Origin of the sequence: Pseudomonas sp. DVZ6 (assembly GCF_024259445.1) — a bacterium.
GTDB lineage: Bacteria > Pseudomonadota > Gammaproteobacteria > Pseudomonadales > Pseudomonadaceae > Aquipseudomonas > Aquipseudomonas peradeniyensis.
Genome location: NZ_JANCLM010000005.1, coordinates 26,879 through 52,461, shown reverse-complemented (window position 1 = coordinate 52,461; position 25,583 = coordinate 26,879). Strand labels below are relative to the sequence as shown.

The window sequence follows — 25,583 nt, the reverse complement described above, 5'->3', positions numbered from 1 at the left end:
CGCTCGCCTGTAGGAGCGGCCTTGTGCCGCGAAAGGGCTGCAAAGCAGCCCCATGGCCCTCAAGGTCGATCAAAAAAGGAATGAAACCCGCACTTTTTTTCGCTTGTACGCCGGCTCCATTCCCAGTTTTCATGTAAGTGTCCTCCACTCACCCAGGAAGCTTGCGATGCCCGCCCATGATTTCGTCAGCCCCGACAGCATCCGCGCGCAGTTCTCTGCCGCCATGTCGCTCATGTACAAGCAGGAAGTCCCCCTGTACGGCACGCTGCTCGAGCTGGTGAGTGAGACCAACCAGCAGGTCATGGCCGCACAGCCCAAGGTGGCCGAGGCCTTGCGCTGGACCGGCGAGATCGAACGCCTCGACCAGGAGCGCCACGGCGCCATCCGCGTGGGCACCGCCGAGGAACTGGCCACCATCGCACGCCTGTTCGCGGTGATGGGCATGCAGCCGGTCGGCTACTACGACCTGAGCTCGGCTGGCGTACCGGTGCACTCCACCGCATTTCGCGCCGTGCACGAACAGTCGCTGCACATCAGCCCGTTCCGCGTGTTCACCTCGCTGCTGCGCCTGGAGCTGATCGACAACCCGCAACTGCGCGCACTGGCCCAGGGCATCCTGGAGAAACGGCAGATCTTCACCCCCCGCGTACTCGAACTGATCGCCCAATGCGAACGCGACGGCGGCCTGGGCGCGAGCGATGCCGAGACCTTCGTCCAGGAGGCGCTGCACACCTTCCGCTGGCACCAGGACGCCACGGTCAGCGCCGAGCAGTACCAACAGTTGCACGACCAGCACCGGCTGATTGCCGACGTAGTGGCATTCAAAGGCCCGCATATCAACCACCTGACCCCGCGCACCCTGGACATCGACGCGATCCAGCTCGGCATGCCGGCCAAGGGCATCCCGCCCAAAGCCGTGATCGAAGGGCCGCCCACCCGGCGCCAGCCGATCCTGCTGCGCCAGACCAGCTTCAAGGCCCTGCAGGAAAAGGTCGCCTTCAGCGATGCCCAGGGCAGCCACACGGCGCGCTTCGGCGAGATCGAACAGCGCGGCGCGGCGCTGACGCCCAAGGGGCGCCAGCTGTACGACCGTCTTCTGGATGCGACCCGCGCAGCCCTGGGCGGCGCGCCGGCGGAGGCCAATGCCGAGCGATATATGGCGCTGCTCGCGGAGCACTTCGCCGAGTTTCCGGATGACCTGGGGCAGATGCGCGAGCAGGGGCTGGCGTACTTCCGCTACTTCGCCACCGAGAAAGGCCTGGCCGAGCGTGGGCAACAGGATCGCCCGACCACCCTGCAGGGGTTGATCGACGCCGGGCACGTGCATTTCGAGGCGCTGGTGTACGAGGATTTCCTGCCGGTGAGCGCGGCGGGGATCTTCCAGTCCAACCTGGGGGATGATGGGCAGGCCGACTATGGCAGCAACGCCAACCGCGAAGCCTTCGAGCAGGCGCTGGGGTTGCAGGTGCAGGATGAGCTGGCGCTGTATGCGCAGAGCGAGCGCAGGTCGTTGCAGGCGTGTGCGCAGGCGTTGGGTCTGGGGACTCTGTAGGGTTTGAAACTGCTGGGGCCGCTTCGCGGCCCTTTCGCGGCACAAGGCCGCTCCTACATGGGAACGCGCTCGCCTGTAGGAGCGGCCTTGTGCCGCGAACGGGCTGCAAGGCAGCCCCAGTGCACTACCGGTGGGTACGGAACCGATCCACTTCCTGGCGCAACTGCCCCGCCAGCCCTTCCAGCTCGCGGGCCGTCATGGCCAGTTCATTGGCCACATCGCGCTGCTCGCTGTTGGCCTGGGCGATGCTCTGCAGGTTGCGGCTGAGCACCGTCGCGGTGCTGCTCTGCTCCTGGGTCGCGGTGCTGATCACGGCGAACTGCTCGCCCGCCACCCTGCTCTGCTCGTCGATCCGGGCCAGGGCCTCGGCCACTTTGTCATTGCGCGCCAGGCCTTCCTGCATCAGCTGGTTGCCCTGCTCCAGGGTGCTGATGGCATGGCCGGTCTGCTGCTGGATGCTGGCGATCATGCCCGAGATCTCGTCGGTGGCCTGGCGGGTACGCGCGGCCAGGCCACGGACCTCGTCGGCAACCACGGCGAATCCACGGCCCTGCTCGCCGGCACGCGCCGCCTCGATGGCAGCGTTCAGCGCCAGCAGGTTGGTCTGCTCGGCGATCGAGGTGATCACCCCGACAATCCCGCCGATCTCCTGCGAGCGGGCGCCCAGGGTGTCCATTACACTGGCGGTTCCGCCCAAGGCCTCGGCGATCTGCCGCAGGGAAACCGAGGCTTCGTCCATGGCACTGCGGCCGATACGGGTCTGCTGGGCATTGTCGCGGGCCATGCGCTCGGTGCCGGCCATGTTGTCGGCGATGTTCATCGAGGTGGCGCTGAACTCTTCCACCGCGCCGGCCATGCTGGTGATCTCGCCGGACTGCTGGTCCATGCCCTCGCAGGCGCCGGACGACAGGCCCGACAGCGAACGGGCGCGGCCACTGACCTGGTCTGAGGCGGTGCGGATATGCTCGACCATGGTCGCCAGCGCCTCGCCCATCTGGTTGAAACTGCGGGCCAGCTGGCCGATTTCATCCTGGCTGGTGACGCTCAGCCGGGCATTCAGGTCGCCGGCGCCGAGGGCTTCGGCCTGGCGCACCAGGTCGCCCAGCGGGCGCAGCTTGCGCCGCAGCAGCCAGAGGGTGGCGGCCACGGCCAGCAGCATCGCCAGCACGCTGCCGATGGCCAGGCGCAGGCCGACGCTCCAGGTCACTTCGCGGATCTCGCCCTCGGGCATGCTTGCCACCACGGTCCACGGGCCTTCGGCGAACGGCTCGGTGACGCTGAACAACGGCTCGCCGGCACCAGCCCAGAACTGCCCTACTCCCGGCTTGATCGGCTTGATCGCCTTGACCGCCTGGGCCGCCGCCTCGCCATCACGCACCTCGGCCGGCGGCACCAGCCACTTGCCCTGCTCGTCCAGCAACGCCAGCGAACCGGTCTGGCCGATGCGGAAGCGCTTGAGGTTGGCGAACTGGGCGTTCTGCGCGTCGGTGTAGTCGAAACCGACGAACAGCACCGCGATCACCCTGCCACCGCCGTCACGCACCGGCACATAGCGGGTCATGTAGTTGCGCTCGAACAGCACGGCGCGGCCGACGTAGGTCTGCCCGGCCATCAGCTTGGCGTAGGCCGGATGCTGGCGATCGAGCTGGGTGCCGATGGCGCGGCTGCCGTCCTGCTTGGTCAGGCTGGTGCTGATGCGCACGAAGTCGTCGCCGCTGCGCACGAACAGGGTCGCCACCCCGGCGGTCATCTGCTGGAACTCGTCGACCTGGCGGAAATCGTTGTTCAGCAGGTGGTCGCCCAGGTACAGCGCCGGTGTCGCGGCACCGGCGACGTTGACCGTCTCACCGGCGCGCAACGCCAGCCCCGAGGCGAATCGGCGCTCGAACAGGCCGCTCAGGCGCTGGGTGTTGTCCTTGAGCGAGCCGTGGAAGGTGTCGAGCTGGTCGGCCAGCAGGCGCGCCTCGCTGGCCAGGTGCGCCTGGCGGGTGGTGAGGTTGGCGTCGTCCAGCGAACGCAGGGCGAACAGGGTACTGCCGGTGATCACCAGCGCCAGCACGATGGCGAGGGCAATCCCGAGCTGCGAGGCGATTCGGGCACGCGGTTGAGACATGGCAAGGCTCCTGGCAAGAGGCCGGGATCGTCCTGATCACGCTGACCGCCCGCTGCATATCGACGGGGAATCGCGTCCTCTTCCGGGACGCTGGTGCAAGTTGATCGGCGTCTGTAGGAAATACTTGAGTGCCGGACCGGGATATTCGCAAACGTTTTCTTGCGACAGGGCCCTGTCGCTCTGCTTAGGTGATTACCCAGCGCTTTGGGTTGCACTGTCGCCCGGGGAACAGAGTTGCAGGCATCATCAGCGTGGGAGCGGGCTTGCCCCGCGATGGTCCTCAGCCTTGCGCCGACAGCACCTGCACCGCCGGCAGGTCCATCGCCGCCGCCTCCTCCTGCAGGAATACACTCAACCTGCGCAACCGCTCCCCGCCCGGCCGGGTCCGCGGCCACACCAGGTAGTAGTCCATGCCACTGGCCACCGCGGTCGGCCAGGGCAGGCTCAGCCGGCGCTGGGCCACGTCCTCGGCCACCATCAGCAGGTCGCCCATGGAGATCCCATAGCCCCGTGCCGCGGCGATCATGCCCAACTCCAGGGTGTCGAACACCTGCCCGCCCTTGAGCGAGACTTTGTCGGTCAGCCCCATGCGCGCCAGCCAGGCACGCCAGTCGCGCTTGTCCGGCGTGGGGTGCAGCAGTTCGATGCCCGCCAGGCGCCGCTCGTCCCAAGGCGCGTCGTCGAGCAGGTCCGGCGCGCCCACCGGGATCAGCAACTCGGAGAACAACCGGCGCACCTCCCAGTCCGCCGGGAAGCTGCCATCGCTGAGCAGCACCGCGCAGTCGAATGGCTCCTGGTTGAAGTCGACATGATCGACATCCATCCAGGCGCTGGTCAGCTGCACCTCGTTGCCCGGCTGCAGGTGGCGAAAACGGCTCAGGCGCGCCAGCAGCCAGCGCATGGTCAGGGTCGAGGGCGCCTTCATGCGCAGGATGTCGTCCTCGCCGCGCAAGGCGTCGCAGGCCCGCTCCAACGAGGCGAAGCCGTCGCGCACTCCCGGCAGCAGCATGCGTGCGGCCTCGGTCAGTTGCAGGCTGCGCCCGCTGCGCACGAACAGGCGGCAGGCGAAATGCTCCTCGAGGGTGCGGATATGCCGGCTGACCGCGCTCTGGGTGATCGACAGTTCTTCCCCGGCACGGGTAAAAGAGCTCAGCCGGGCGGCGGCTTCGAATGCGCGCAGCGCATAGAGCGGAGGCAGTTGGCGGGTCATGGCGCACCTGTCAGGCGGGGCGTAGGTCGGATGCACAGGATCATACATGCATGAGTCATACTCATGTCAGTGATCGCATTTATCCTTTTGTGCAAAGCTGACCGAGGCCTCAGAATCGACGGCTCGCTTCCCCGAATCATCCAGAAGGACCGCCCCCATGCATGTTGCGCCCACCACTGAACTCAAGGCTTTGCTGCGCCTGGCCGGGCCGCTGATCGCCTCGCAGTTGGCGCACATGCTGATGGTGCTCACCGACACCCTGATGATGGCCCGCATCAGTCCCCAGGCCCTGGCCGGTGGCGGCCTGGGCGCGGCGAGCTACTCGTTCGTGTCGATCTTCTGCCTGGGCGTGATCGCCGCGGTCGGCACGCTGGTGGCGATCCGCAAGGGCGCCAACGACACCGAGGGCGTCACCCGTTTGGCCCAGAGCGGCCTGTGGCTGGCCTGGGGCCTGGCGCTGGTCTCGGCGCTGGTGATGTGGAACCTCAAGCCGGTGCTGCTGCTGTTCGGCCAGAAGCCGGAGAACGTCGATTCTGCGATGCAGCTGCTCACCCTGCTGCCGCTCGCCCTCCCCGGCTACATGACCTTCATGGCCCTGCGCGGCTTCACCAGCGCCCTGGGCCACTCGACCCCGGTGATGGTCATCAGCCTGGTGGGCACGGTGGCCAACTACCTGCTCAACCATGCGCTGATCGAGGGCATGTTCGGCCTGCCCAAGCTCGGGCTGATGGGTATCGGCCTGGTCACCGCGGTGGTGACCCTGGGCATGGCCATCGCCCTCGCGCTTTATATTCGCTGGCACAAGGCCTATGCCGCCTACCCGCTGCGCAAGGGCCTGTCGCGCCCTTCCCTGCCGGCGCTGCGCGAGTTGTGGCGACTGGGGCTGCCGATCGGCGGCACCTATATGGTCGAAGTGGGCCTGTTCGCCTTCGCCGCCCTGTGCATGGGCGTGCTGGGCAGCACGGAACTGGCGGCGCACCAGATCGCCCTGCAGATCGTCTCGACCGCGTTCATGGTACCGACCGGCCTTTCTTATGCGGTGACCATGCGCGTCGGTCTCTACTATGGTGCCGGCAACCTGTTGGCGGCGCGCAGCGCCGGGCGCGTGGGGATCAGTTTCGGCGCCTCGCTGATGTTCGCCTTCGCCGCACTGTTCTGGTTGCTGCCGGACGCCCTGGTCGGGCTGTTCATCGACCGTAACGACCCGGCCTTCGCGGCGATCTTCATGCTGGCGGTACAGTTGGTGATGGTGGCGGCGTGGTTCGAGCTGTTCGACGGCGTGCAGACCATCGCCATGGGTTCTATCCGTGGCTTGAAGGACGCCAAGACCACGTTCCTGATCGGCCTGGTGTGCTACTGGCTGGTGGGCGCGCCGAGCGCGTGGCTGTTTGCTTTCAACCTCGGCGGCGGCGCGCAGGGTATCTGGTGGGGGCTGGCACTGGGCCTGGCCTGCGCGGCGGTGGCGCTGACGTTTGGCTTTGAGTGGCGGATGAAGCGGTTGCTGGGCAAGGCCGAGCGGGCGCGGGGGGCGGCGGTGTCGGCGTGAGGGGTTTGGGGATCGCGTAATGGCGGACAGGTGCCTGGCGATGGTCTTGCAGCGCCCTTGAGACCGAGCGCCGCCCGCGCGGCGCATCGCGGGACAAGCCCGCTCCTACATTTATTGCAACGTGCCTAACCTGTCAGGCCATGGTTGCCCGCCTTGGTGCATGTCTTGAGGCAGGTGAAGCGGCAGTGGTGTCCACATTGAAATTGCGTCGTAAAAACAAGGCGGACCAGGTAATGGCACAGGATTGACTGGCCCGAAACAGATGTAGGAGCGGCCTTGTGCCGCGATGCGCCGCGCGGGCGGCGCTCGATTTCATAGGCGCTGCAACTCTGTCGTCGAACACTTTCAAGCCAAAACATATCTAAAACTGTACTACTGTACCGCCAAAAACATCACTCCCTGCCTACCATTTCCCCACCAACACCACAAAATCGCACCAAACCAGTGCGCACCAGTACAGTTCCCTCAATAACCAGTGCAACAGTCCCTTCCAACAGTTAACTGCCCCCTCACAATACACCTGAACTGTACCTACTGTTCTGGACGAGAGAAGAGGAAGATGGGCACCAGTTAAATCACTCCCTAATGCCGCCACAAGCGGAAGGATGACACATCATGGAACGTACCCTCAGTTCCGGTCTGGTTTTCGAAAACGCCCAAGCTTCCAACGCCGCCCTGCCGCTGCGCGTCCTGTCCACCCTGGTACTGTGGCAGCGCCGCATGGCCAGCCGCCGCCAGCTGGCGCGCCTGGACTCCCGCCTGTTGGCCGACGCCGGCATCAGCGAGTCGCAGCGCTACGAAGAGCTGAGCAAGCCTTTCTGGCGCTAAGCGCCGGCCGCCGGCCCAGGCCGGCACCGCGAATTCACAAGAACCCGTTGCAGGAAACTGCGACGGTTTTTTTGTTTTAAGCCCGGGCTAGAGCGGCCGCACAACAGAACAACACAGTTTTAATAAATGACAAATGGACAGGTACAGTTACGATTTGTGATCTTTTCTCGAACCAAACGCCCGAACCAGCGCGTGTTACGCTTGTCCTACACGCCTGGCAGAGAAAAGTACCGTGACGAGCCAAGCGAGCGTCCGATAAGCAGAACTATCCAGACCCAGTGCAGGAGTCCCCGACCATGTCCCGTTATCACCTGTTTGGCGCCGCCTTGCTGCTGTCGCTCGCCGGCGCAGCCAATGCCACCAGCTTCGTCGTCACCACCGACGCCGTGGTGGGCGCGGTAGCCGCCTCCACCGACGCCACCTCCGACATCTCCTCCTCGTTCCGCGACGACAAGATCGTCAAGGCCGCCCGTGACGATGCCGCCAGCTTCGTCGGCAGCGACGGTGCCATCCGCGGCGCCAAGCTGGAGAGCGCGTTCGTGCACATTCGCCAGCAACTGCCGGAGCTGCAGGCCAGCGACGCGCAGCTGGCCCGCGCCATCCTCGCCATCTGAGCCCCGCACTGCCCGGATTCACTGGCCCGGCCAGTGGATCCGGGGTAGCCTTCGCAGCCCGAGACCATCGCCGCCAGACCGCCCATGCGTTACCTGTTGCCTTCACTGTTCGCCCTGGCCTGCATCAGCAGCGCCCAAGCCATGGATACCACTACCCAGAGCCTGGTCATCAGCGGCTACGTCACCAGCCAGGTCAGCGCCGCGCCGTTCGACCGCAAGCTGGTCGCCGCCGCCCGTGACGACGCCGCCGCGTTCGTCGCCAGCGACGGCCGGATCCGTGGCGCGCGCCTGCAGGCGGCGCTGGACATGCTGCACCAGAACGTCGCCCGGCACTCTGTCGGCGACCGTGAACTGGCCGAAGCGATTCTCGTCCAATAACTACATTCGACTCCCCTGTATTTCCGGAGATGCTCCATGCGTAAACCGCTGATCGCCGCCACCCTCGGCATGCTGCTGCTCGCCGACCTGGCCCAGGCCCACACCCTGGTGGCCACCAGCAACATCATCGTCCGCGCCTTCGGCCGTTCGATCGATTTCACCTCCGATACCACCACCTCGATCCGCGACTCGAAAGTGGTGCGTGAAGCCCACGACGACGCCGCCAGCTTCGTCGCCAGCAACGGCGACATCCGCGGCGCCCAGCTCGAAGCCGCCTTCGACACCCTGCGTGCCCGTGTTCCCGAGGCCCGTGACGCCAGCGACCAGGTGCTGGCCGAAGCCATCCTCGCCCTGTGAAACGCGTGCGTGCCTGGCTGCTGGGCTGCGCCCTGACGCTGCTCGGCACGCCCGCCCTGGCCGACCTGCAGCTGGTGCTGCAGCGCGACGGCCTCGACCCTGCGCAACAGCAGGCGACCCAGACGTTGCTCGACGAAGCCATGGCCAAGCTGCCACCGCGCTTCAAGCAACAACTGGACCGGCAGATCCTGGTCGGCTGGACCGAGCGCATGCCCGAGGACGCCTACGGCCAGGCCTCCCCGGTGGCCAGCCTGGACCTCAACCGGCGCCTGCTGCCGGGCCTGGTCGACGGCAGCGCCGCCCGCGAGAAGACCAACCGTCCCCACGGCACGGTCCGCGAAGAGCTGCTGGCCACCGTGCTCCACGAACTCACCCATATCTATGACCGCGCGCGTCTGTGGCCAGACGCCGAGCGCCAGCTGATCAGCCGCTGCAAGCGCCAGCAGGGCGCCCTGGGCAAAGTCGGGCTGCCGCAGGACTGCCGTGGCCAGGCCGAACGCCGCTTTACCCTGAGCGACGACCCGCGCCTGCTGGACCTGGCCGGCTGGCCGCAGTACGTCGGCCGGCGCGGCGAGCGCGAACAGCACAACGGCCAGCTGGTGCGCAGCCCGGATCCCTACGAGCTGAGCAGCCCGAAGGAGTTCATCGCGGTCAACATGGAGTACTTCCTCCTCGACCCGAGCTACGGCTGTCGCCGCCCGGCGCTGAACCAGTACCTGCGCGACCACTTCGGCTGGGCGCCACAACAGGACACCTGCGCCAGGGGCCTGCCATTCCTCAACGCTGGCAACGACTTCGCCCGCCAGCCATTGGGCGAGATCGACCCGGAACGGGTCTACGAGGTGGACTACCTGCTGGCCGAAGCCAACCAGAACTGGGTCAGCCGCTGGGGCCACAGCATGCTGCGCCTGGTGATCTGCGCCCCGGGTCGCCCGCGCGGGCCGGCCTGCCGCCTGGATCTGGACCAGAGCCTGGTGCTGTCGTACCGCGCCTTCGTCAACGACGTGCAGCTGTCCAGCTGGGACGGCCTGACCGGCGCCTATCCCTCGCGGCTGTTCGTGCTGCCGCTGGGGCAGGTGATCGACGAATACACCAAGACCGAGCTGCGCAGCCTGGCCTCGGTGCCGCTCAAGCTCAGCCGCGGCGAGATCGAGAACCTGGTGCGCCAGGCCGCCGAGATGCACTGGAGCTACGACGGCAACTACTACTTCCTGTCCAACAACTGCGCGGTGGAGTCGCTCAAGCTGCTGCGCAGCGGTACCGGCAACCCGCGCCTGAACGACCTCGACAGCATCATGCCCAACGGCTTGCTGGAGGTGCTGAAGGGTAGGGGACTGGCCGATACCCACGTGCTCGACGACCCCCGCGAGGCCCTGCGCCTGGGTTATCGCTTCGACTCTTATCGCGACCGCTACCAGGCGATGTTCGAGGTGCTGCGCAAGCAGTTGCCGATCAAGCAGACGAGCGTGGAAGACTGGCTGGCGTTGGACGCCGAGCAGCGCCGCCAATGGTTCGACCGCGCCGACCTGCGTACCAGCGCGGCCTTGCTACTGCTTGAGCAGGCCGGCCTGCGCCGCCAGCTGCTGCTGGCCCAGGACGAGGTCAAGCAGCGTTACCTGAACGGCCGGGCGCTCAAGGACGGCAGCTTCGACAAGGCCAACGAAACCTTGCAGGCGATGCTGGCCAACAGCGGCTTCTTAAGTCGCCCGGCGGAGTTGCTGGGGGCAGGGGGCTACGGCCTGCCGCAGCCCGCGGAGCGCAAGCAACTGGAACAGGTGAGCAGCGAGCGCCAGGCGCAGCTGTTGCGCCTGAGCACCGACCTGGACCAGCAGGTGAGGGCGCTGCTGGGGCCGGAGCGGGGCAGGGAGATCAAGGCCGTGGAGGCCAATATCAAGCAGGTGGGCGAGCATCTGCGGGCGTTGCACAAGGCGGCTGGGGGGTTGCAGCTGCCCTAGCGCATGGCAAGTCAGCCGCCATCGCGGGGCAAGCCCGCTCCCACGACAATTCATGATGGCCTTTGTGGGAGAGGGCCTTCCCGGCGATGGCTCATGGTTTCTTCGTGGGAGCGGGCTTGCCCCGCGATAAAGGCCTAGAGCCTTTCCTCGTCCTCCTCCGGCAACCCTTGATCCACCTGCAACCACGGCAGCCGACTCCCCACCCAGATATGCCGATTGGCCGGCACCCGCTCGGGATGATCCAGCGTCGCCACCGTCACATCGATCGTTTCAGGGCTATGCGCGGTCACCAGCGCCACATGCGCCCCACAGTTGCCACAGAAATACCGGCTGCAGCTCTGCGGCGCCATGTAGCGCTGGGGCGAGCCCGCCAGCCACTGGAAACCCGCGAGGGGCAGGGTGACCCAGGTCACCAGCGTGCCGCCGCTGACTCGCCGGCAGATCGAGCAATGGCAATGGGCGACATCGCCAGATCGGCCTGCAGCCGGTAGCGCAACGCCCCGCAATGACACCCGCCGTCCACGACATCCACCATCGAACGACCTCCCGTCGCCTGACTGCAGGCGAAAGCTGGCTGAAAGCTTGCCCACATAGGATAGCGCCACCACCGGCAGCAGACCGGTCAGCCAGGGCACCCGGAAACTTCCGCGCCCGGCCCAATCAACAACAACAATGGTGATTCTGATGTTTTCCTGTGCCCGCCTTTTCGCAGTACCCCTCCGCCTGCTCCCCGCGCAGCGCCTGACGCGCTGATCCGCCCGAATCGTCCTTCCTTTCGCCGCGCCACGCCTGGAGTACCGCCATGCTGACCTTCCTCGGCTTCGCCATGGTCATCACCTTCATGTACCTGATCATGACCAAGCGCCTGTCGGCCTTGATCGCGCTGATCCTGGTACCGATCCTGTTCGCCCTGTTCGGTGGGTTTTCCGCCAAGATTGGCCCGATGATGCTCGAAGGCATCAGCAAGCTCGCGCCCACCGGCGTGATGCTGATGTTCGCCATTCTCTACTTCGCCCTGATGATCGACTCCGGCCTGTTCGACCCGGCCGTGCGCAAGATCCTCAAGCTGGTCAAGGGCGACCCGCTGAAAGTCTCGGTCGGCACCGCGGTGCTGGCCCTGGTGGTGTCCCTCGACGGTGACGGCGCCACCACCTACATGATCTGCTGCGCCGCCATGCTGCCGCTATACAGCCGTCTGGGGATGAGCCCGCGAATCATGGCCGGCCTGATCATCCTCGCCGGCGGGGTGATGAACATGACCCCGTGGGGCGGCCCTACCGCCCGCGCCGCCAGCGCCCTGCACGTGGACCCGTCGGACATCTTCGTGCCGATGATCCCGGCCATGGCCTTCGGCGTGGCGGCGATCCTGGCCATCGCCTACTGGTACGGCAAGCGCGAGCGTGCCCGCCTGGGCGAGCTGCACCTGCCGACCGACGACATCGACCACAGCGAAATCAGCGTGTCGCAGTTCCCGGAGGCCCGACGCCCGAAACTGATCTGGTTCAACGGCGCCCTGACCGCGGCACTGATGGTCGCGCTGATTGCCGGCCTGCTGCCGCTGCCGGTGCTGTTCATGATCGCCTTCAGTATCGCCATGATCGTCAACTACCCGTGCCTGCAGCAGCAGAAGGACCGTATCGCCGCCCACGCCTCCAGCGTGCTGGCCGTGAGCGGGTTGATCTTCGCCGCGGGCATCTTCACCGGCATCCTGTCGGGCACCGGCATGGTCGACGCCATGTCCAAGAGCCTGCTGGCGGTGATCCCGGAGGCGTTCGGCCCGTACATGGCGGTGATTACCGCGATCGTCAGCATGCCATTCACCTTTTTCATGTCCAACGACGCCTTCTACTACGGCGTGCTGCCGGTGCTGTCGGAGTTCGCCAGCCACTACGGCGTCACCCCGGTGGAAATGGCCCGCGCGTCGATCGTCGGACAGCCGGTACACCTGCTCAGCCCGCTGGTACCCTCGACCTACCTGCTGGTGGCCCTGGCCGGCATCGAGTTCGGCGATCACCAGCGCTTCACCCTCAAGTGGGCAGTGCTGGTGTGCCTGTGCATAATGTTCGGCGCGCTGGCCCTGGGGACTTTCCCGCTGTTCAGCAGTCTGTAACACAAGCGCATCATCCAACCGCAAAGCGCCCACCATTTGGGCGCTTTGCCTTTACTGCTCGAAGGAATACACATGGAATGGCTGACCAGCCCGGAAATCTGGGTTGCCTTTTTAACCCTCACGGCCCTTGAGATCGTGCTCGGGATCGACAACATCATCATGATCTCGATCCTGGTCAGCCGCATGCCCAAGCACATGCAGCCGCGCACGCGGATCTTCGGCCTGGCCCTGGCCATGGTCACACGGATCATGCTGCTGCTGTCGATCACCTGGGTCATGCGCCTGACCGACGACCTGTTCCATGTGCTCGGCCAGGGTATCTCCGGGCGCGACCTGATCCTGTTCTTCGGTGGCCTGTTCCTGCTGTGGAAAAGCTCCCAGGAGATCTACCACGGCCTGGAAGGCGAGGACGAGAGCGCGGACGAGCCGAAAGGCGCGGGCGGCAAGTTCTTCTACACCATCATCCAGATCGCCATCATCGACATCGTGTTCTCCCTGGACTCGGTGATCACTGCCGTGGGCATGGTCTCCCACGTACCGGTGATGATCGCCGCGATCATCGTCGCGGTGCTGGTGATGATGCTCTGCGCCGGCACCATCAGCGACTTCATCGACAAGCACCCATCGCTGAAGATGCTCGCGCTTTCGTTCCTGATCGTCGTCGGTACCGTGCTGATCGCCGAATCTTTCGATGTTCACGTGCCGAAGGGCTACGTCTACTTCGCCATGGCCTTCTCGCTGGCGGTTGAAGCGATCAACATCCGCATGCGCACGGCGCTGGCGCGCAAGAAGGGCAAGGAGCACGATCCGGTGAAACTGCGCAAGGACATTCCGGGTCAGTAAGACCTGGAAGCGCAGAAAGACAAAGGGCCCTTCGGGGCCCTTTTTCGCATCCACGCCCCCTGTAGGAGCGGCCTTGTGTCGCGAAAGGACCGCAGAGCGGTCCCGACAATCTTGCATGATGCCAAGATCCTGGGGCCGCTGCGCGCCCCTTTCGCGACACAAGGCCGCTCCTACAGGCCACTCGTGTTTCAAATATATTTCAGCCATGCCAAGCTGGCGCCAGCCAGGCAAAACAACTAAAGCTTCAGTGAGCACTGAAAAAACCAGCCCACCCCCGGGCCAGGCTCACCGCCGCACCCATTGGCCCCGCCCAGGGGCATAGAAGAAAAGGGGGCCCGACCATGCTGACCCTGCTCAACCTGCTCTCCGCCGTGGCGCTGCTGGTGTGGGGCACCCATATCGTGCGTACCGGCATCCTGCGGGTGTACGGCTCGAACCTGCGTCGGGTGCTCGGCCAGAACATGAACAAGCGCCCGCTGGCGTTCATCGCCGGGATCCTGGTCACCGCCATGGTGCAGAGCAGCAACGCCACCGCCATGCTGGTCACCTCGTTCGTCGGCCAGGGCCTGATGGCCATGACCCCGGCCCTGGCGATCATGCTCGGTGCCGACGTGGGCACTGCGCTGATGGCGCGGGTGCTGACCTTCGACCTGTCCTGGCTGTCGCCGCTGCTGATCTTCCTCGGGGTGATCTTCTTCCTCTCGCGCAAGCAGACCCGCGCCGGCCAACTGGGCCGGGTGGGCATCGGCCTGGGCCTGATCATCCTGGCGCTGCAGTTGATCGTCCACGCCGCCGCGCCGATCACCCACGCCCAGGGGGTCAAGGTGCTGTTCGCCTCGCTGACCGGCGACATCCTGCTCGACGCCCTGATCGGCGCGCTGTTCGCCATGATTTCCTACTCCAGCCTGGCCGCCGTGCTGCTCACCGCCACCCTGGCCGGCGCCGAGGTGATCAGCCTGCCGGTGGCCATCGGCCTGGTGATCGGCGCCAACATCGGCAGCGGCCTGCTCGCCTTCCTCACCACCAGCCTGCAGAACAGCGCCGGACGCCGGGTGGCGCTGGGCAGCCTGCTGTACAAGATCGTCGGCCTGCTGCTGATCATCCCGGTGCTGCACCCTCTGGTGGAGTGGATGGACAGCCTGAGCTTCAGCCCGCAAGAGCTGGTGATCGGCTTCCACCTGCTCTACAACACCTTGCGCTGCCTGCTGATGCTGCCGACGGTCAAACCCATGGGCCGTGTGTGCAGCTACCTGTTGCCCGAACGTGACAACGGCAACGGCCATCACCAGCCGCGCCACCTGGACCCGACCGCGCTGAACACCCCCAGCCTGGCACTGGCCAACGCCGTGCGCGAAACCCTGCGCCTGGGCGATATCGTCGACAGCCTGCTCGAGGCCATGCTCGGCGCCCTGCGCGGCACCCAAACCGCGATGCCGCAGCAGGTGCGGGCCCTGGGCGAGGACGCCGAGGCCCTGTACAACGCCATCAAGCTGTACCTGGCGCAGATGCCCCGCGAGGATCTTGGCGAGCAGGACAATCGGCGCTGGGCGGAAATCATCGAGCTGGCGATCAACCTCAAGCTGGCCAGCGACCTGATCGAGCGCATGCTGCGCAAGGTCCAGCAGCAGAAGACCTCGCAGCGCCGGGAGTTTTCCCAGGTCGGCCTGGAGGAACTGACCGGCCTGCAGGAGCAGCTGCTGGCCAACCTGCGCCTGGGCCTGACGGTGTTCCTCAGCGCCGACCCGCAGAGCGCGCACCAGTTGCTGCGCGAGAAACGCCGCTTCCGCGCCCAGGAAAGGCGCCTGGCCCACGCCCATGTCAGCCGCCTGCAACGTAAAGTGGTGCAGAGTATCGAGACCAGTTCGCTACACTTGGAGCTGATTGCCGACATGAAGCGTTTGAACTCTTTGTTCTGCAGCAGTGCCTATGTGGTACTGGGCGGCACCGACACCGGCGGGCTGATGCTCGACAGCGTGCCGGACGAAGCCCGCCAGCCTTGAGCCCAGACACCCCGGAGACCGAAGCTCGCCTATGCGTTGCCTGTTGTTCGCCTGCCTGCTGACCCTCAGCCTGCCCACGCTCGCCCTCGATCGCTCACGGGTCGAGGGTTACCTGCTGCCCAACGGCCTGCAAGTGATCCTCAAGTCCGGCTACGAGCGCGACCATGTGTCGATCCGCCTGGTGGTCGGCGTGGGCCTGGACGACTTCGACTGCGACCAGCGCGAGCTGCCGCACCTGCTCGAGCACCTGCTGTTCAGCGGTATCGACGAGACGGGCGAGGGCGGCCTGGAGGAGCGCATGCAGGCCCTGGGCGGGGAGTGGAACGCCTTCACCAGCAGCGCCGACACCACCTTCGTCATCGAGGCCCCGGCGCGCAACCAGCGCAAAGTGCTCGACCTGCTGCTGGCAATCCTGCGCGACACCCGCATCGACGAAAAGGCGCTGGCCACCGCGAAGAAGATCATCGAACGCGAGGACGGCGGCCACTACGGCCGTCTGCAGCGCTGGCTCGACCGCCAGGACATCGGCCACCCGGCCAGCGACCAGCTGGCCACCGAGCTGGGCCTGAAGTGCCCCGAGCGCTCCAACCTCGACGACATGACCCTGGAGCAGGTCCGGCAACTGCGCGAACACTGGTACGCGGCCAACAACATGTCGCTGATCGTCGTCGGCGGCCTCGACCGCCTGCTGCCGGCCTACCTGGAACGCACCTTCGGCGAATTGCCGGCCACCGAGCCCGAGGAGCGCCGCAACCTGGAAAGTATCAGCCAGCAGGCCGAGCAGCGCCGCGACCTGACCCGCGGCTGGTTGGGCGACAACGTCAAGCTGCACTGGCTGTTCATCGAGCCAACGCTGGAGGAGGGCCACGACCAGACCCTCGAGCTGCTCTCGCGCTACCTCGACTGGGCGCTGTACGACCAGCTGCGCCTGCGTCACGGCCTGTCCTATGGCCCGTCGGTGCAACGCGAGAGCTTCGGCGACAGCGGGATGCTCAGCCTCAATGCCGACCTCGAGCGCCAGGACCTCGACGAGGCGCTGAAGGTGCTCGGGGAGCTGTTCGACCACCTGCGCAAACACGGCCTGGACCCGGACACCTTCGCCCGGATCAAGGAGGCGGCAATTGCCCGGGAAAGCTGGACCACCCAGGGCAACGCGGCGCTCGCCGACTATTACTGGGGGGCGCTCAACGCCTACGAGGACGGGCGTTTCACCGATCCGGTGCGGCAACTGCGCCAGGTCAGCCTCAAGCAGGCCGACGCGGCACTGCGCGAACTGCTCAATGAACCGGGGTACCTGCGCATCGAGAAGCCGTTGCTGGGGTATGACGAACTGTATGGGCTGGTGGCACTGGTGCTGGGGCTGACCCTGGCCGCGGGGCTGATCCGCCGGCGCCGCGTGGTGGCCAATCGCCCCAGTGGTGCTACACGGGAGCCGTGATTCGGCGGTATCCTGTCGGCCAACAGCGTCTGCGTGGGAGCGGGCTTGCCCCGCGATGATCTCATCGCGGGGCAAGCCCGCTCCCACGACGCCTCGAACACGCCTTTTCCTGTTGTAAACCCATGCCCCCGATCCCCAGCTTCATCCTGCGCATCATCGAGCTGCTCAAACGCTATCCTGGCATCATCGCGCTCTACGGTTTCCTCTCAGGGATCGGCAGCTTCATCCTGGTCGACCGCCAGGCCGGGCTGGCCAGCTGGATCGCCATCGTCATGCTGGTCAGCTGGATCTGGCTGATGCTGGAGAACACCCTCACCGAGCTGTTCGCCCGCACCTTCAAGCGCGAGATCCCGCAGCCGCTGCTGCGCTTCGCGACGCAGATGATCCACCAGGAAAGCCTGTTCTTCGTCCTGCCGTTCTTCTTCATCACCACCACCTGGAACAGCGGCCAGCTGATCTTCACCGGCCTGCTCGGCGCCGCCGGGCTGATCTCGATCGTCGACCCGCTGTACCACAAATGGCTGGCGCCGCGGCGCTGGCTGTTCCTGGCGCTGCACACCCTGACGCTGTTCGCCGCGATGCTCACGGCGCTGCCGATCATCCTGCACCTGACCACCGCGCAGAGCTTCAAGCTGGCGCTGATCGCCGCCATGGTGCTGTCGTTCCCAAGCCTGGCCAGCAGCTTCCCGATCAACAACTGGCGCCGCGGCGTGGCCCTGGTGCTGGTGACCCTGGCGGTCGGCGGCGGCGGCTGGCTGCTGCGTTCCTGGGTGCCACCGGCCACGCTGTGGATGACCGATGTGGCGATCAGCACAGAAGTGCTCAACCGCCAGCCGGGCGCCTCGCTGGACGAAGTGGCTGCCAGTCGCATCCGCAGTGGCGGACTGTACGCCTATACCGCCATCAACGCGCCCCGTGGCCTGAACGAACGCATCTACCATGTGTGGCAGCTGGACGGCAAAGAGGTCGACCGCATCGCCCTGGATATTCACGGTGGGCGCAAGGAAGGCTACCGGGCCTGGACCCACAAGCAGAACTTCCCGGCCAATCCGGTGGGCAAGTGGCAGGTGAGGGTGCTGACCGAGGACGGGCAGGTGATCGGGGTGTTGCGGTTCAAGGTTGTGGACGACACCGCCCGCTGAAAAAACCCTGTAGGAGCGGCCCGCTGCGCTATGATCAGCCTCTATGCCCTCAGTCAGACGCATGGAGCCTATGACCGTCCCGAGCGCCACCCTGGACACCACCGAGCAGCCCTCGCGCCTGCGCATCGTCGGCGACTGGACCCTGGCCCACTACGCCAGCCTCAAGCGCGAGTGCGAGCGTCTGGGCAGCCAGTACGGCGATGACACCCAGGTCGACCTCAGCCAGCTGGGCCGCCTGGACACCGCCGGCGCCTCGCTGCTGGCCGAGCTGCTGGGCTCCGAGCGCCTGTCGCGCTGCACCGACGAACTCCCCGACGCCAGCCGCGCGCTGCTGAAGAACGTCTACTGCTCGGTGCAGGACTACTGCATCCCGGTCAAGGAGCCTGAGCAACCGGTGCTGCTCCTGCTGCTGGCGCGCATCGGCCGCGCCGTCGACCAGCTGTGGCAGGACACCAACCAGGTGCTGGGCTTTATCGGCCTGATCCTGCAGACCCTGTTCCTGCGCCTGTTCCAGCCGCACCGCTGGCGTGTCACCCCGGTGGTCGCGCACCTCGAGCAGACCGGCCTGGACGCCGCGCCGATCGTCGCCTTGCTAACCTTCCTGGTGGGCGCGGTGGTGGCCTTCCTCGGCGCCACGGTGCTGGCCGACTTCGGTGCGACCATCTTCACCGTCGACCTGGTGGCGTTCTCCTTCCTGCGTGAATTCGCCGTGCTGCTGACCGCCATCCTCATGGCCGGTCGCACCGCCAGCGCGTTCACCGCGCAGATCGGTTCGATGAAGGCCAACGAAGAGATCGACGCCATCCGCACCCTGGGCCTGAACCCCATCGAACTGCTGGTGGTGCCGCGGGTACTGGCGCTGCTGATCGCGCTGCCCCTGCTTACCTTCGTCGCGATGCTCTGCGGCATGATCGGCGGCGCGGTGGTCTGTGCCCTGACCCTGGACATCTCACCGGCCATGTTCCTCTCACTGCTGCAGAGCGACATCGGCGTGCAGCACTTCCTGGTGGGCCTGGCCAAGGCGCCGTTCTTCGCCTTCCTGATCGCCGCCATCGGCTGCCTGGAAGGCTTCAAGGTCAGCGGCAGCGCCGAGTCGGTGGGCGCCCACACCACGTCTGCCGTGGTGCAGTCGATCTTCGTGGTGATCGTGCTGGATGCGGTGGCCGCGCTGTTCTTCATGGAGATGGGCTGGTGACTGAAGCCGTGATCGAAGCCCGGGGCCTGTGCAACCGCTTTGGCAGCCAGAGCGTGCACGAGAACCTCGACCTGGATCTGTACCGCGGCGAGATCCTCGCCGTGGTCGGTGGCTCGGGCAGCGGCAAGTCGGTGCTGTTGCGCAGCATCGTCGGCCTGCGCCGGCCCAACGAAGGCACGGTCAAGGTGTTCGGCCAGGACCTGGCCACCCTCGACGAAAGCCAGCGCTCGCTGGTCGAACGCCGCTTCGGCGTGCTGTTCCAGAAGGGCGCGCTGTTCTCCTCGCTGACCGTCACCGAGAACGTCGCCCTGCCACTGATCGAGCATGCCGGGCTGTCGCGGGCCGACGCCGAGCACCTGGCCGGGGTCAAGCTGGCCCTGGCCGGGCTGCCGATCAGCGCCGCCGACAAGTACCCGGCGTCGCTGTCCGGCGGCATGATCAAGCGCGCCGCCCTGGCCCGCGCCCTGGCCCTGGACCCGGACATCCTGTTCCTCGACGAGCCCACCGCCGGCCTCGACCCGATCGGCGCCGCCGCCTTCGACCAGTTGATCCTCACCTTGCGCGATGCCCTGGGGCTGTCGGTGTTCCTCATTACCCACGACCTGGACACCCTCTACACCATCACCGACCGGGTGGCGGTGCTGTCGCAGAAGAAGGTGCTGGTGGCAGGGCCCCTGGCCGAGGTCGAGCAGACCAACGACCCCTGGATTCACGAATACTTTCACGGCCCGCGTGGCCGGGCGGCCGAAGACGCCGCCCTGCGCGCCCGCCAGGAGCGCTGAACGATGGAAACCCGAGCTCATCATGTCCTGATCGGCCTGGTCACCGTGCTGGTGGTGGCCGGCGCCATGCTGTTCGGCCTGTGGCTGACCAAGTCCAGCGTCGACGACGCCTTCAAGGACTACGAAGTGGTGTTCAACGAGGCGGTCTCCGGCCTGTCCCGCGGCAGCCCGGTGCAGTACAACGGCATCAAGGTCGGCGACGTCAGCAGCCTACGCCTGGACCCGAAAGACCCGCGCCGGGTGCTGGCCCGAGTACGCCTGAGCGGCGATACGCCGGTCAAGGAGGACACCCAGGCCAAGCTGACCCTGGCCGGAGTGACCGGCAACTCATTCATCCAGCTCAGCGGCGGCACCCCGCAGAGCCCCGAACTCAAGGGCAGGGACGGCAAGCTGCCAGTGATCGTCGCCTCGCCCTCGCCGATCTCGCGCCTGCTCAACGACAGCAGCGACCTGGTGACCAACATCAACCTGCTGCTGCACAACGCCAACCTGATGTTCTCCGAAAGCAACATCGAACGCCTGAGCAACACCCTGGCCAATCTCGAGCAGACCACCGGCGCCTTCGCCAGCCAGAAGGGCGGCATCGCCGACGCCATCGAGCAACTGGCCCAGGTCGGCAAGCAGGCCAACGCCACCCTGGCCGAAACCCAGGCGTTGATGCGCAATGCCAACGGCCTGCTCGGCACCCAGGGCAAGCAGGCCATCGGCAGCGCCGAGCAGGCCATGCAGTCGCTGGCCGAAAGCACCGCCACCATCAACAGCCTGCTGCAGGACAACCGCCAGTCCCTGGACGACGGTGCCCAGGGCCTGAACCAGATCGCCCCGGCGATCCGCGAACTGCGTGAGACCCTCAATTCGCTCAAGGGCATCTCCCGGCGCCTGGAAGCCGACCCCAGCGGCTACCTGCTGGGCCGCGACAACAACAAGGAGTTCCAGCCATGATCCCGTCGCTGCGCCTGGCCTTCGCCGCCGCCACGCTGAGCCTGGTATCGGCCTGCTCGATCCTGCCACAGAGCGAGCCTGTGGATATCTACCGCCTGCCGGTGAACCAGTCGGCCCGCGCCGCCGCGCCGCTGGACTGGTCGCTGCGCCTGAACAAGCCGCTGGCCAGCGAAGCCCTGGCCGGGCCGCGTATCGCGGTGATCCCCCAAGGTGACGTGATCAGCAGCTACAAGGGCGCACGCTGGAGCGACCCGACACCGATGCTGGTGCGCAACCGCCTGCTCGACGGTTTCCAGCGCGATGGCCGGGTGCAGCGCCTGAGCGCCGATGACAGCAACCTGCAGGCCGACTACGAGCTGGGCGGCGAGCTACAGGCCTTCCAGAGCGAATACCGCCCAGGCGGTGCGGTGGAGGTGGTGATCCGCTACGACGCGCGGCTGGTGCAGGGCCGCAGCCAGCGCATCCTCGCGAGTAAACGCTTCGAGGTGCGCCAGGCGCTGGGTGAACAGCAGGTGTCAGCGGTGGTCGCCGGCTTCGGCGCGGCCAGCGACCAGCTGGCGCGCCAGGTGATCGACTGGACCGTCAGCCAGGCTCAGGCGAAGAACCAGTAGCAGACGAAGATCGCCGCGATCACCCCGGCCAGCTCGGCCAGCAGGGCGCAGCCGACGGCGTGGCGCACGCGCTGGATGCCGACCGCGCCGAAGTACACCGCCAGCACGTAGAAGGTGGTCTCGGTGCTGCCCTGGACGGTCGCCGCCACCAGCGCCGGGAAGCTGTCCACGCCTTGGGTCTGCATGGTCTCGATCAGCATGGCCCGCGCCGCGCTGCCGGAGAACGGCTTGACCAGCGCGGTGGGCAGGCCCTCGACGAAGCGGGTGTCCAGGCCCATCCAGGTCACCGCGTGACGGATGCCGTCCAGGGCCAGCTCCAGGGCGCCCGAGGCACGCAGCACGCCGACCGCCACCAGCATCGCCACCAGGTAGGGCAACAGGCTCTTGGCCACGTCGAAGCCCTCCTTGGCGCCCTCGACAAAGGCCTCGTACACCTGAACCCGCCTTAATGCGCCGATCACCAGGAACAGCATGATCACACCGAACAACGTCAGGTTGCCGAGGATCGACGACAGGCTGGCCAACGCGGCCGCCGACAGCGTGCCGAGGAAGGCCATGAAACCACCCAGCAACAGGGCGCCGGGAATCAGGTAGGCGAGCACAACCGGGTCCCACAGGCGCAGGCGCTGCATCACCGCCACCGACAGCAGGCCGACCAGGGTCGAGCAGCTGGTAGCCAGCAGGATCGGCAGGAACACCATGGTCGGATCGGGCGCGCCTTGCTGGGCGCGGTACATGAAGATGGTCACCGGCAGCAGGGTCAGCGACGAGGCGTTGAGCACCAGGAACAGGATCTGCGCATTGCTTGCCGTGGTGCTGCTGGGGTTGAGCTCCTGCAGCGAACGCATGGCCTTCAGGCCGATGGGCGTGGCGGCGTTGTCCAGGCCCAGGCCGTTGGCGGCGAAGTTCATGGTGATCAGGCCCAGGGCAGGGTGGCCGGGCGGCACTTCCGGCATCAACCGGGCGAACAGCGGGCCGAGGACCTTGGCCAGCCATTCGACGATGCCGGCCTTCTCGGCGATCTTGAGGAAGCCCAGCCACAGGGTCAGGGTGCCGAACAGCAGGACCATGACCTCCACCGACAGCTTGGCCATGGCAAAGATGCTCTCGACCATCGCGGCGAAGATGCCGGCGTTGCCGCCCACCAGCCATTGGGCCAGGGCGGAGATGGCCGCCACCAGGAAAAAGCCGAGCCAGAGGCCGTTGAGCATCCGTGTGTTCCCCCGTGAAAAATGCCCGAATGATAGCGCAATCGCCGCGCCCTCTGTGGGAGCGGGTTTACCCGCGAACACCGGCAAAGCCGGTGCCAGCCACCGAGTTGTCTGCTTCGCGGGTAAACCCGCCCCCACAGGACCCGATGCGCCACAAAAGAATGCAAAAAGCCCCGACAAGTCGGGGCTCTTCGCTCAGCTCAGTGGCTTACTGGTTGACGGTCTTGCCCGCCACCACAGCCTCTTTCTTGCCTTTTTCCAGCACCAGCGACTGGTAGTACGCCGCGCCTTTCTCGGCGTCGTACATGCCCTGCCACTTGGCGATGACCACCGCAGCCAGGGCGTTGCCCACCACGTTCAGCGCGGTACGGGCCATGTCCATGATGCGGTCGACACCGGCGATGAAGGCCAGGCCTTCCAGCGGAATACCCACGCTGCCCAGGGTGGCCAGCAGTACCACGAAGGACACGCCCGGCACGCCGGCGATACCCTTGGAGGTGACCATCAGGGTCAGCACCAGCAGCAGCTGCTGGCTCCAGGACAGGTCGATGCCGTACAGCTGGGCGATGAAGATCGCCGCAATGCTCTGGTACAGGGTCGAGCCGTCGAGGTTGAACGAGTAGCCGGTCGGTACCACGAACGAGCAGATCGACTTCGGCGCGCCGTACTTCTCCATCTTCTCGATCACGCGCGGCAGCACGGTCTCGGAGCTGGAGGTGGAGTAGGCGAGGATCAGCTCGTCCTTCATGATGCGCATGATCTTGATGATCGAGAAGCCGAACACGCGCGCCACCAGGCCCAGCACCATGAAGGCGAAGAAGGCGATGGCGAAGTACACCAGCAGCACCAGCTTGGCCAGTGGCAGCAGGGAGGCAAAGCCGAAGTTGGCGACGGTGGCTGCGATCAGGGCGAACACGCCGATCGGGGCGTAGTTCATGATCATGTGGGTGACCTTGAACATGGTCTCCGACACGCCCTGGAAGGTACGCACCAGCGGCTCGCGCAGGTCGGCGTTGAGGCTCGACAGGCCCATGCCGAACATCACCGAGAAGAAGATGATCGGCAGCATCTCGCCACGCATCAGCGCCGCGAAGATGTTCGACGGGATCAGGTTGAGCAGGGTCTCGATGAACGCGTGCTCATGCTGCACCTCGGCCGCGGTGGCCTGGTACTTGGAGATGTCGACGGTGCCCAGGGTGCTCATGTCGATGCCGGCGCCCGGGTGGAACACGTTGGCCAGGACCAGGCCGACGACGATGGCGATGGTGGTCACCACCTCGAAGTAGATGATGGTCTTCAGGCCGATGCTGCCCAGTTTCTTCGCGTCGCCAACCCCGGCGATGCCCACGATCAGCGACGAAATCACGATCGGGACGACGATCATCTTGATCAGGCGAATGAAGATGTCGCCGGCCGGCTGGAGGACGTTGCTGATCCACCATGCCTTTTCTGCACTGAAATGATTCAGTAGCGCGCCGACTGCAACGCCCAGCAACAGACCAATCACGATCTGCCAGGCGAGGCTCAGTTTTGCCTTCTTCATGTCATTACCCTTTGTTGTAGTGGTCACGGGCACCGGCCGAAAAGGCGCATGCCAGAGCGGCTAAAAGCCATTCCGGTTGCGCCGGGTCGGTCCGGCGTCCCACTGTAAGGACACCGCGAGCGAACATTGCTGGCGCTCGGGCCGAGGAAAAAGGCGGCAACTATTGCGACGTGGGGAGGGGCAGTCTAATGCCGGAAACGACTACCCTATGCCGAATCGGCATGAGACCGGAAGCCAAAATCGGGCATCGCCAAGCCCTTGATTTTCAACGTTCGGATTTCCGAACAAGACCAAAGCGCCATTTTTAGGCCGATTTGGCAGTAGGACAGAAAGGTGTGAAGTGGCGTGTTCGACAATCCGAATGGCTGAAATGCCACACGAGCTGACCTGTCGGACAACTGAAAATATTTCGATATACGGTAGCGACAAAATGTGTCTGAAGTAAAAAGTCGCTCGTATTAAAGGAAGAAGTCCTACAGGCGCTTCGGAAGCCAGATCGGTCACATCGTCCTGTTCGGACCCAACCGACCTGCAACTTCCGATGCCACCCTCTCCTGACCCGGCCCATGACGGAGGCACTCCCTGTACCCCTAGGCCACTGCGACCCTGAAACAGTCAGAGCGGCCCGGCCCCTTGGTCATGCGCCACCCCTCCTCGGGGCGGCGCATCATAGAAGCCTGAAAGATAAAAAGGTTCAGCTTCTATCTAGTGACACTATTTACAGTGCGCGACCGCTGGTCAGTACCAGTTCGGGTCACGCTTGAGCTGCTCCTGCAGCAAGGCCTTCATGCCCTCGTCCGGCTTGCCCAGCCAGCGGTAGTTGGCATGGCGGGTCGGCGACTTGTCGGCGGGCAGGCCTTCGGGCACTTCCACGAGCATGCCGTAGGCTTCTTCCTTGTCCCAGCTGAAGGCCACGATCATGCGCTTGTAGGTGCAGTTGCCTTCGGACTCGCACAACGGCCCGACCAGGTACTGGTCGCCGTCCTCGGTCACCGCCGACATCTGCTGCGCCGAACTGCCGCTCAGGTTGATCACCCACTCGGGCAGGCGCTCCTCGTTCTTGAGGGTCTTCTGCCAGGTTTTTTGGTATTCGGGGTCCGAGCCGAGCAACTGGTTGGCCCGGACCTGGCCGTCATTGGCCGCCAGCGCCGTCGCGCCGCTGCCCAGCAGCAGCGCGACAACCAGGGCCTTGGGGAGCATCCTGCTCATGGTC

General features: G+C 65.8%; 21 protein-coding genes and 1 pseudogene. 16 read left to right on the top strand and 6 right to left on the bottom strand.

All coding sequences use genetic code 11. The annotated features are described in order from the left end of the window. Positions 1–166 precede the first annotated feature (166 nt). A complete protein-coding gene (locus NMG10_RS04405; protein ID WP_254463874.1) occupies positions 167–1,552 on the top strand; it encodes a VOC family protein in 1,386 nt (461 codons plus the stop codon). A gap of 124 nt (positions 1,553–1,676) precedes the next feature. Here NMG10_RS04405 and NMG10_RS04400 read toward each other — a convergent pair whose 3' ends face one another. Both NMG10_RS04400 and NMG10_RS04395 read right to left on the bottom strand, forming a co-directional pair. After that, a complete protein-coding gene (locus NMG10_RS04400) occupies positions 1,677–3,665 on the bottom strand; it encodes a methyl-accepting chemotaxis protein (RefSeq protein ID WP_232855487.1) in 1,989 nt (662 codons plus the stop codon). 280 nt (positions 3,666–3,945) lie between these two features. Further along, positions 3,946–4,875, bottom strand: coding sequence for a LysR substrate-binding domain-containing protein (locus tag NMG10_RS04395; protein WP_232855486.1), 930 nt, complete (start codon positions 4,873–4,875; stop codon positions 3,946–3,948). Positions 4,876–5,032: 157 nt separating this feature from the next. Between NMG10_RS04395 and NMG10_RS04390 the strand changes: the two genes are divergently transcribed. The 6 genes from NMG10_RS04390 (at position 5,033) to NMG10_RS04365 (ending at position 10,553) form a co-directional block, all read left to right on the top strand. Continuing rightward, entirely contained in the window at positions 5,033–6,421 is a 1,389-nt protein-coding gene (locus NMG10_RS04390; RefSeq protein WP_232855485.1) for a NorM family multidrug efflux MATE transporter, read from the top strand. A 615-nt stretch (positions 6,422–7,036) separates the two neighbouring features. Beyond that, the gene (locus NMG10_RS04385; RefSeq protein ID WP_110735977.1) at positions 7,037–7,249 is read left to right on the top strand and encodes a DUF1127 domain-containing protein; all 213 of its coding nucleotides are present in this window, start codon (positions 7,037–7,039) and stop codon (positions 7,247–7,249) included. A 296-nt stretch (positions 7,250–7,545) separates the two neighbouring features. Next, positions 7,546–7,863, top strand: coding sequence for a DUF2388 domain-containing protein (locus NMG10_RS04380; protein WP_203649074.1), 318 nt, complete (start codon positions 7,546–7,548; stop codon positions 7,861–7,863). A gap of 84 nt (positions 7,864–7,947) precedes the next feature. Further along, entirely contained in the window at positions 7,948–8,241 is a 294-nt protein-coding gene (locus NMG10_RS04375; RefSeq protein ID WP_203649077.1) for a DUF2388 domain-containing protein, read from the top strand. A gap of 36 nt (positions 8,242–8,277) precedes the next feature. Further along, positions 8,278–8,598 carry a DUF2388 domain-containing protein gene (locus NMG10_RS04370; protein WP_011531558.1) on the top strand — a complete coding sequence of 107 codons (321 nt, stop codon included), beginning with the start codon at positions 8,278–8,280 and terminating at the stop codon, positions 8,596–8,598. Continuing rightward, the gene (locus NMG10_RS04365; RefSeq protein WP_254463873.1) at positions 8,595–10,553 is read left to right on the top strand and encodes a DUF4105 domain-containing protein; all 1,959 of its coding nucleotides are present in this window, start codon (positions 8,595–8,597) and stop codon (positions 10,551–10,553) included. The genes NMG10_RS04370 and NMG10_RS04365 overlap by 4 nt, the downstream gene beginning before the upstream one ends. A 134-nt stretch (positions 10,554–10,687) precedes the next feature. On the opposite strand, the pseudogene NMG10_RS04360 reads toward NMG10_RS04365, so the two are convergent. After that, positions 10,688–11,088, bottom strand: a pseudogene (locus NMG10_RS04360) (GFA family protein). 267 nt (positions 11,089–11,355) lie between these two features. Here NMG10_RS04360 and NMG10_RS04355 point away from each other — a divergent pair. The 9 genes from NMG10_RS04355 to NMG10_RS04315 all read left to right on the top strand — a co-directional run bounded on the left by NMG10_RS04355 (position 11,356) and on the right by NMG10_RS04315 (position 21,616). Beyond that, on the top strand, positions 11,356–12,663 hold the full coding sequence (locus NMG10_RS04355) for a CitMHS family transporter (RefSeq protein WP_203649083.1): 1,308 nt from the start codon (positions 11,356–11,358) through the stop codon (positions 12,661–12,663). Between the two features lie 72 nt (positions 12,664–12,735). Continuing rightward, positions 12,736–13,506, top strand: coding sequence for a TerC family protein (locus tag NMG10_RS04350; protein WP_186712185.1), 771 nt, complete (start codon positions 12,736–12,738; stop codon positions 13,504–13,506). 341 nt (positions 13,507–13,847) lie between these two features. Beyond that, positions 13,848–15,506, top strand: a complete 1,659-nt coding sequence (locus tag NMG10_RS04345) for a Na/Pi cotransporter family protein (protein ID WP_203649085.1) — start codon at positions 13,848–13,850, stop codon at positions 15,504–15,506. 31 nt (positions 15,507–15,537) lie between these two features. Further along, positions 15,538–16,944, top strand: a complete 1,407-nt coding sequence (locus tag NMG10_RS04340) for a pitrilysin family protein (protein WP_254463872.1) — start codon at positions 15,538–15,540, stop codon at positions 16,942–16,944. 122 nt (positions 16,945–17,066) lie between these two features. Further along, entirely contained in the window at positions 17,067–18,086 is a 1,020-nt protein-coding gene (locus tag NMG10_RS04335; protein WP_110735988.1) for a DUF5924 family protein, read from the top strand. 61 nt (positions 18,087–18,147) lie between these two features. After that, the gene (locus NMG10_RS04330) at positions 18,148–19,281 is read left to right on the top strand and encodes an ABC transporter permease (RefSeq protein ID WP_050703217.1); all 1,134 of its coding nucleotides are present in this window, start codon (positions 18,148–18,150) and stop codon (positions 19,279–19,281) included. Then, on the top strand, positions 19,278–20,063 hold the full coding sequence (locus NMG10_RS04325; RefSeq protein WP_232855481.1) for an ABC transporter ATP-binding protein: 786 nt from the start codon (positions 19,278–19,280) through the stop codon (positions 20,061–20,063). The genes NMG10_RS04330 and NMG10_RS04325 overlap by 4 nt, the downstream gene beginning before the upstream one ends. A gap of 3 nt (positions 20,064–20,066) precedes the next feature. Next, positions 20,067–21,005, top strand: a complete 939-nt coding sequence (locus tag NMG10_RS04320; RefSeq protein ID WP_050703215.1) for an MlaD family protein — start codon at positions 20,067–20,069, stop codon at positions 21,003–21,005. After that, complete coding sequence (locus NMG10_RS04315) at positions 21,002–21,616, top strand: ABC-type transport auxiliary lipoprotein family protein (RefSeq protein WP_254463871.1); 615 nt, start codon at positions 21,002–21,004, stop codon at positions 21,614–21,616. The genes NMG10_RS04320 and NMG10_RS04315 overlap by 4 nt, the downstream gene beginning before the upstream one ends. On the opposite strand, the gene NMG10_RS04310 is transcribed toward NMG10_RS04315, so the two are convergent. The 3 genes from NMG10_RS04310 to NMG10_RS04300 form a co-directional block, all read right to left on the bottom strand. Beyond that, positions 21,598–22,827, bottom strand: coding sequence for a nucleoside recognition domain-containing protein (locus NMG10_RS04310; protein WP_203649090.1), 1,230 nt, complete (start codon positions 22,825–22,827; stop codon positions 21,598–21,600). The genes NMG10_RS04315 and NMG10_RS04310 overlap by 19 nt on opposite strands. 208 nt (positions 22,828–23,035) lie before the next feature. Then, the gene (gene gltP, locus NMG10_RS04305; protein WP_050703212.1) at positions 23,036–24,370 is read right to left on the bottom strand and encodes a glutamate/aspartate:proton symporter GltP; all 1,335 of its coding nucleotides are present in this window, start codon (positions 24,368–24,370) and stop codon (positions 23,036–23,038) included. Between the two features lie 738 nt (positions 24,371–25,108). Next, on the bottom strand, positions 25,109–25,579 hold the full coding sequence (locus NMG10_RS04300) for an inhibitor of vertebrate lysozyme family protein (protein WP_203649092.1): 471 nt from the start codon (positions 25,577–25,579) through the stop codon (positions 25,109–25,111). Positions 25,580–25,583: the final 4 nt, after the last annotated feature.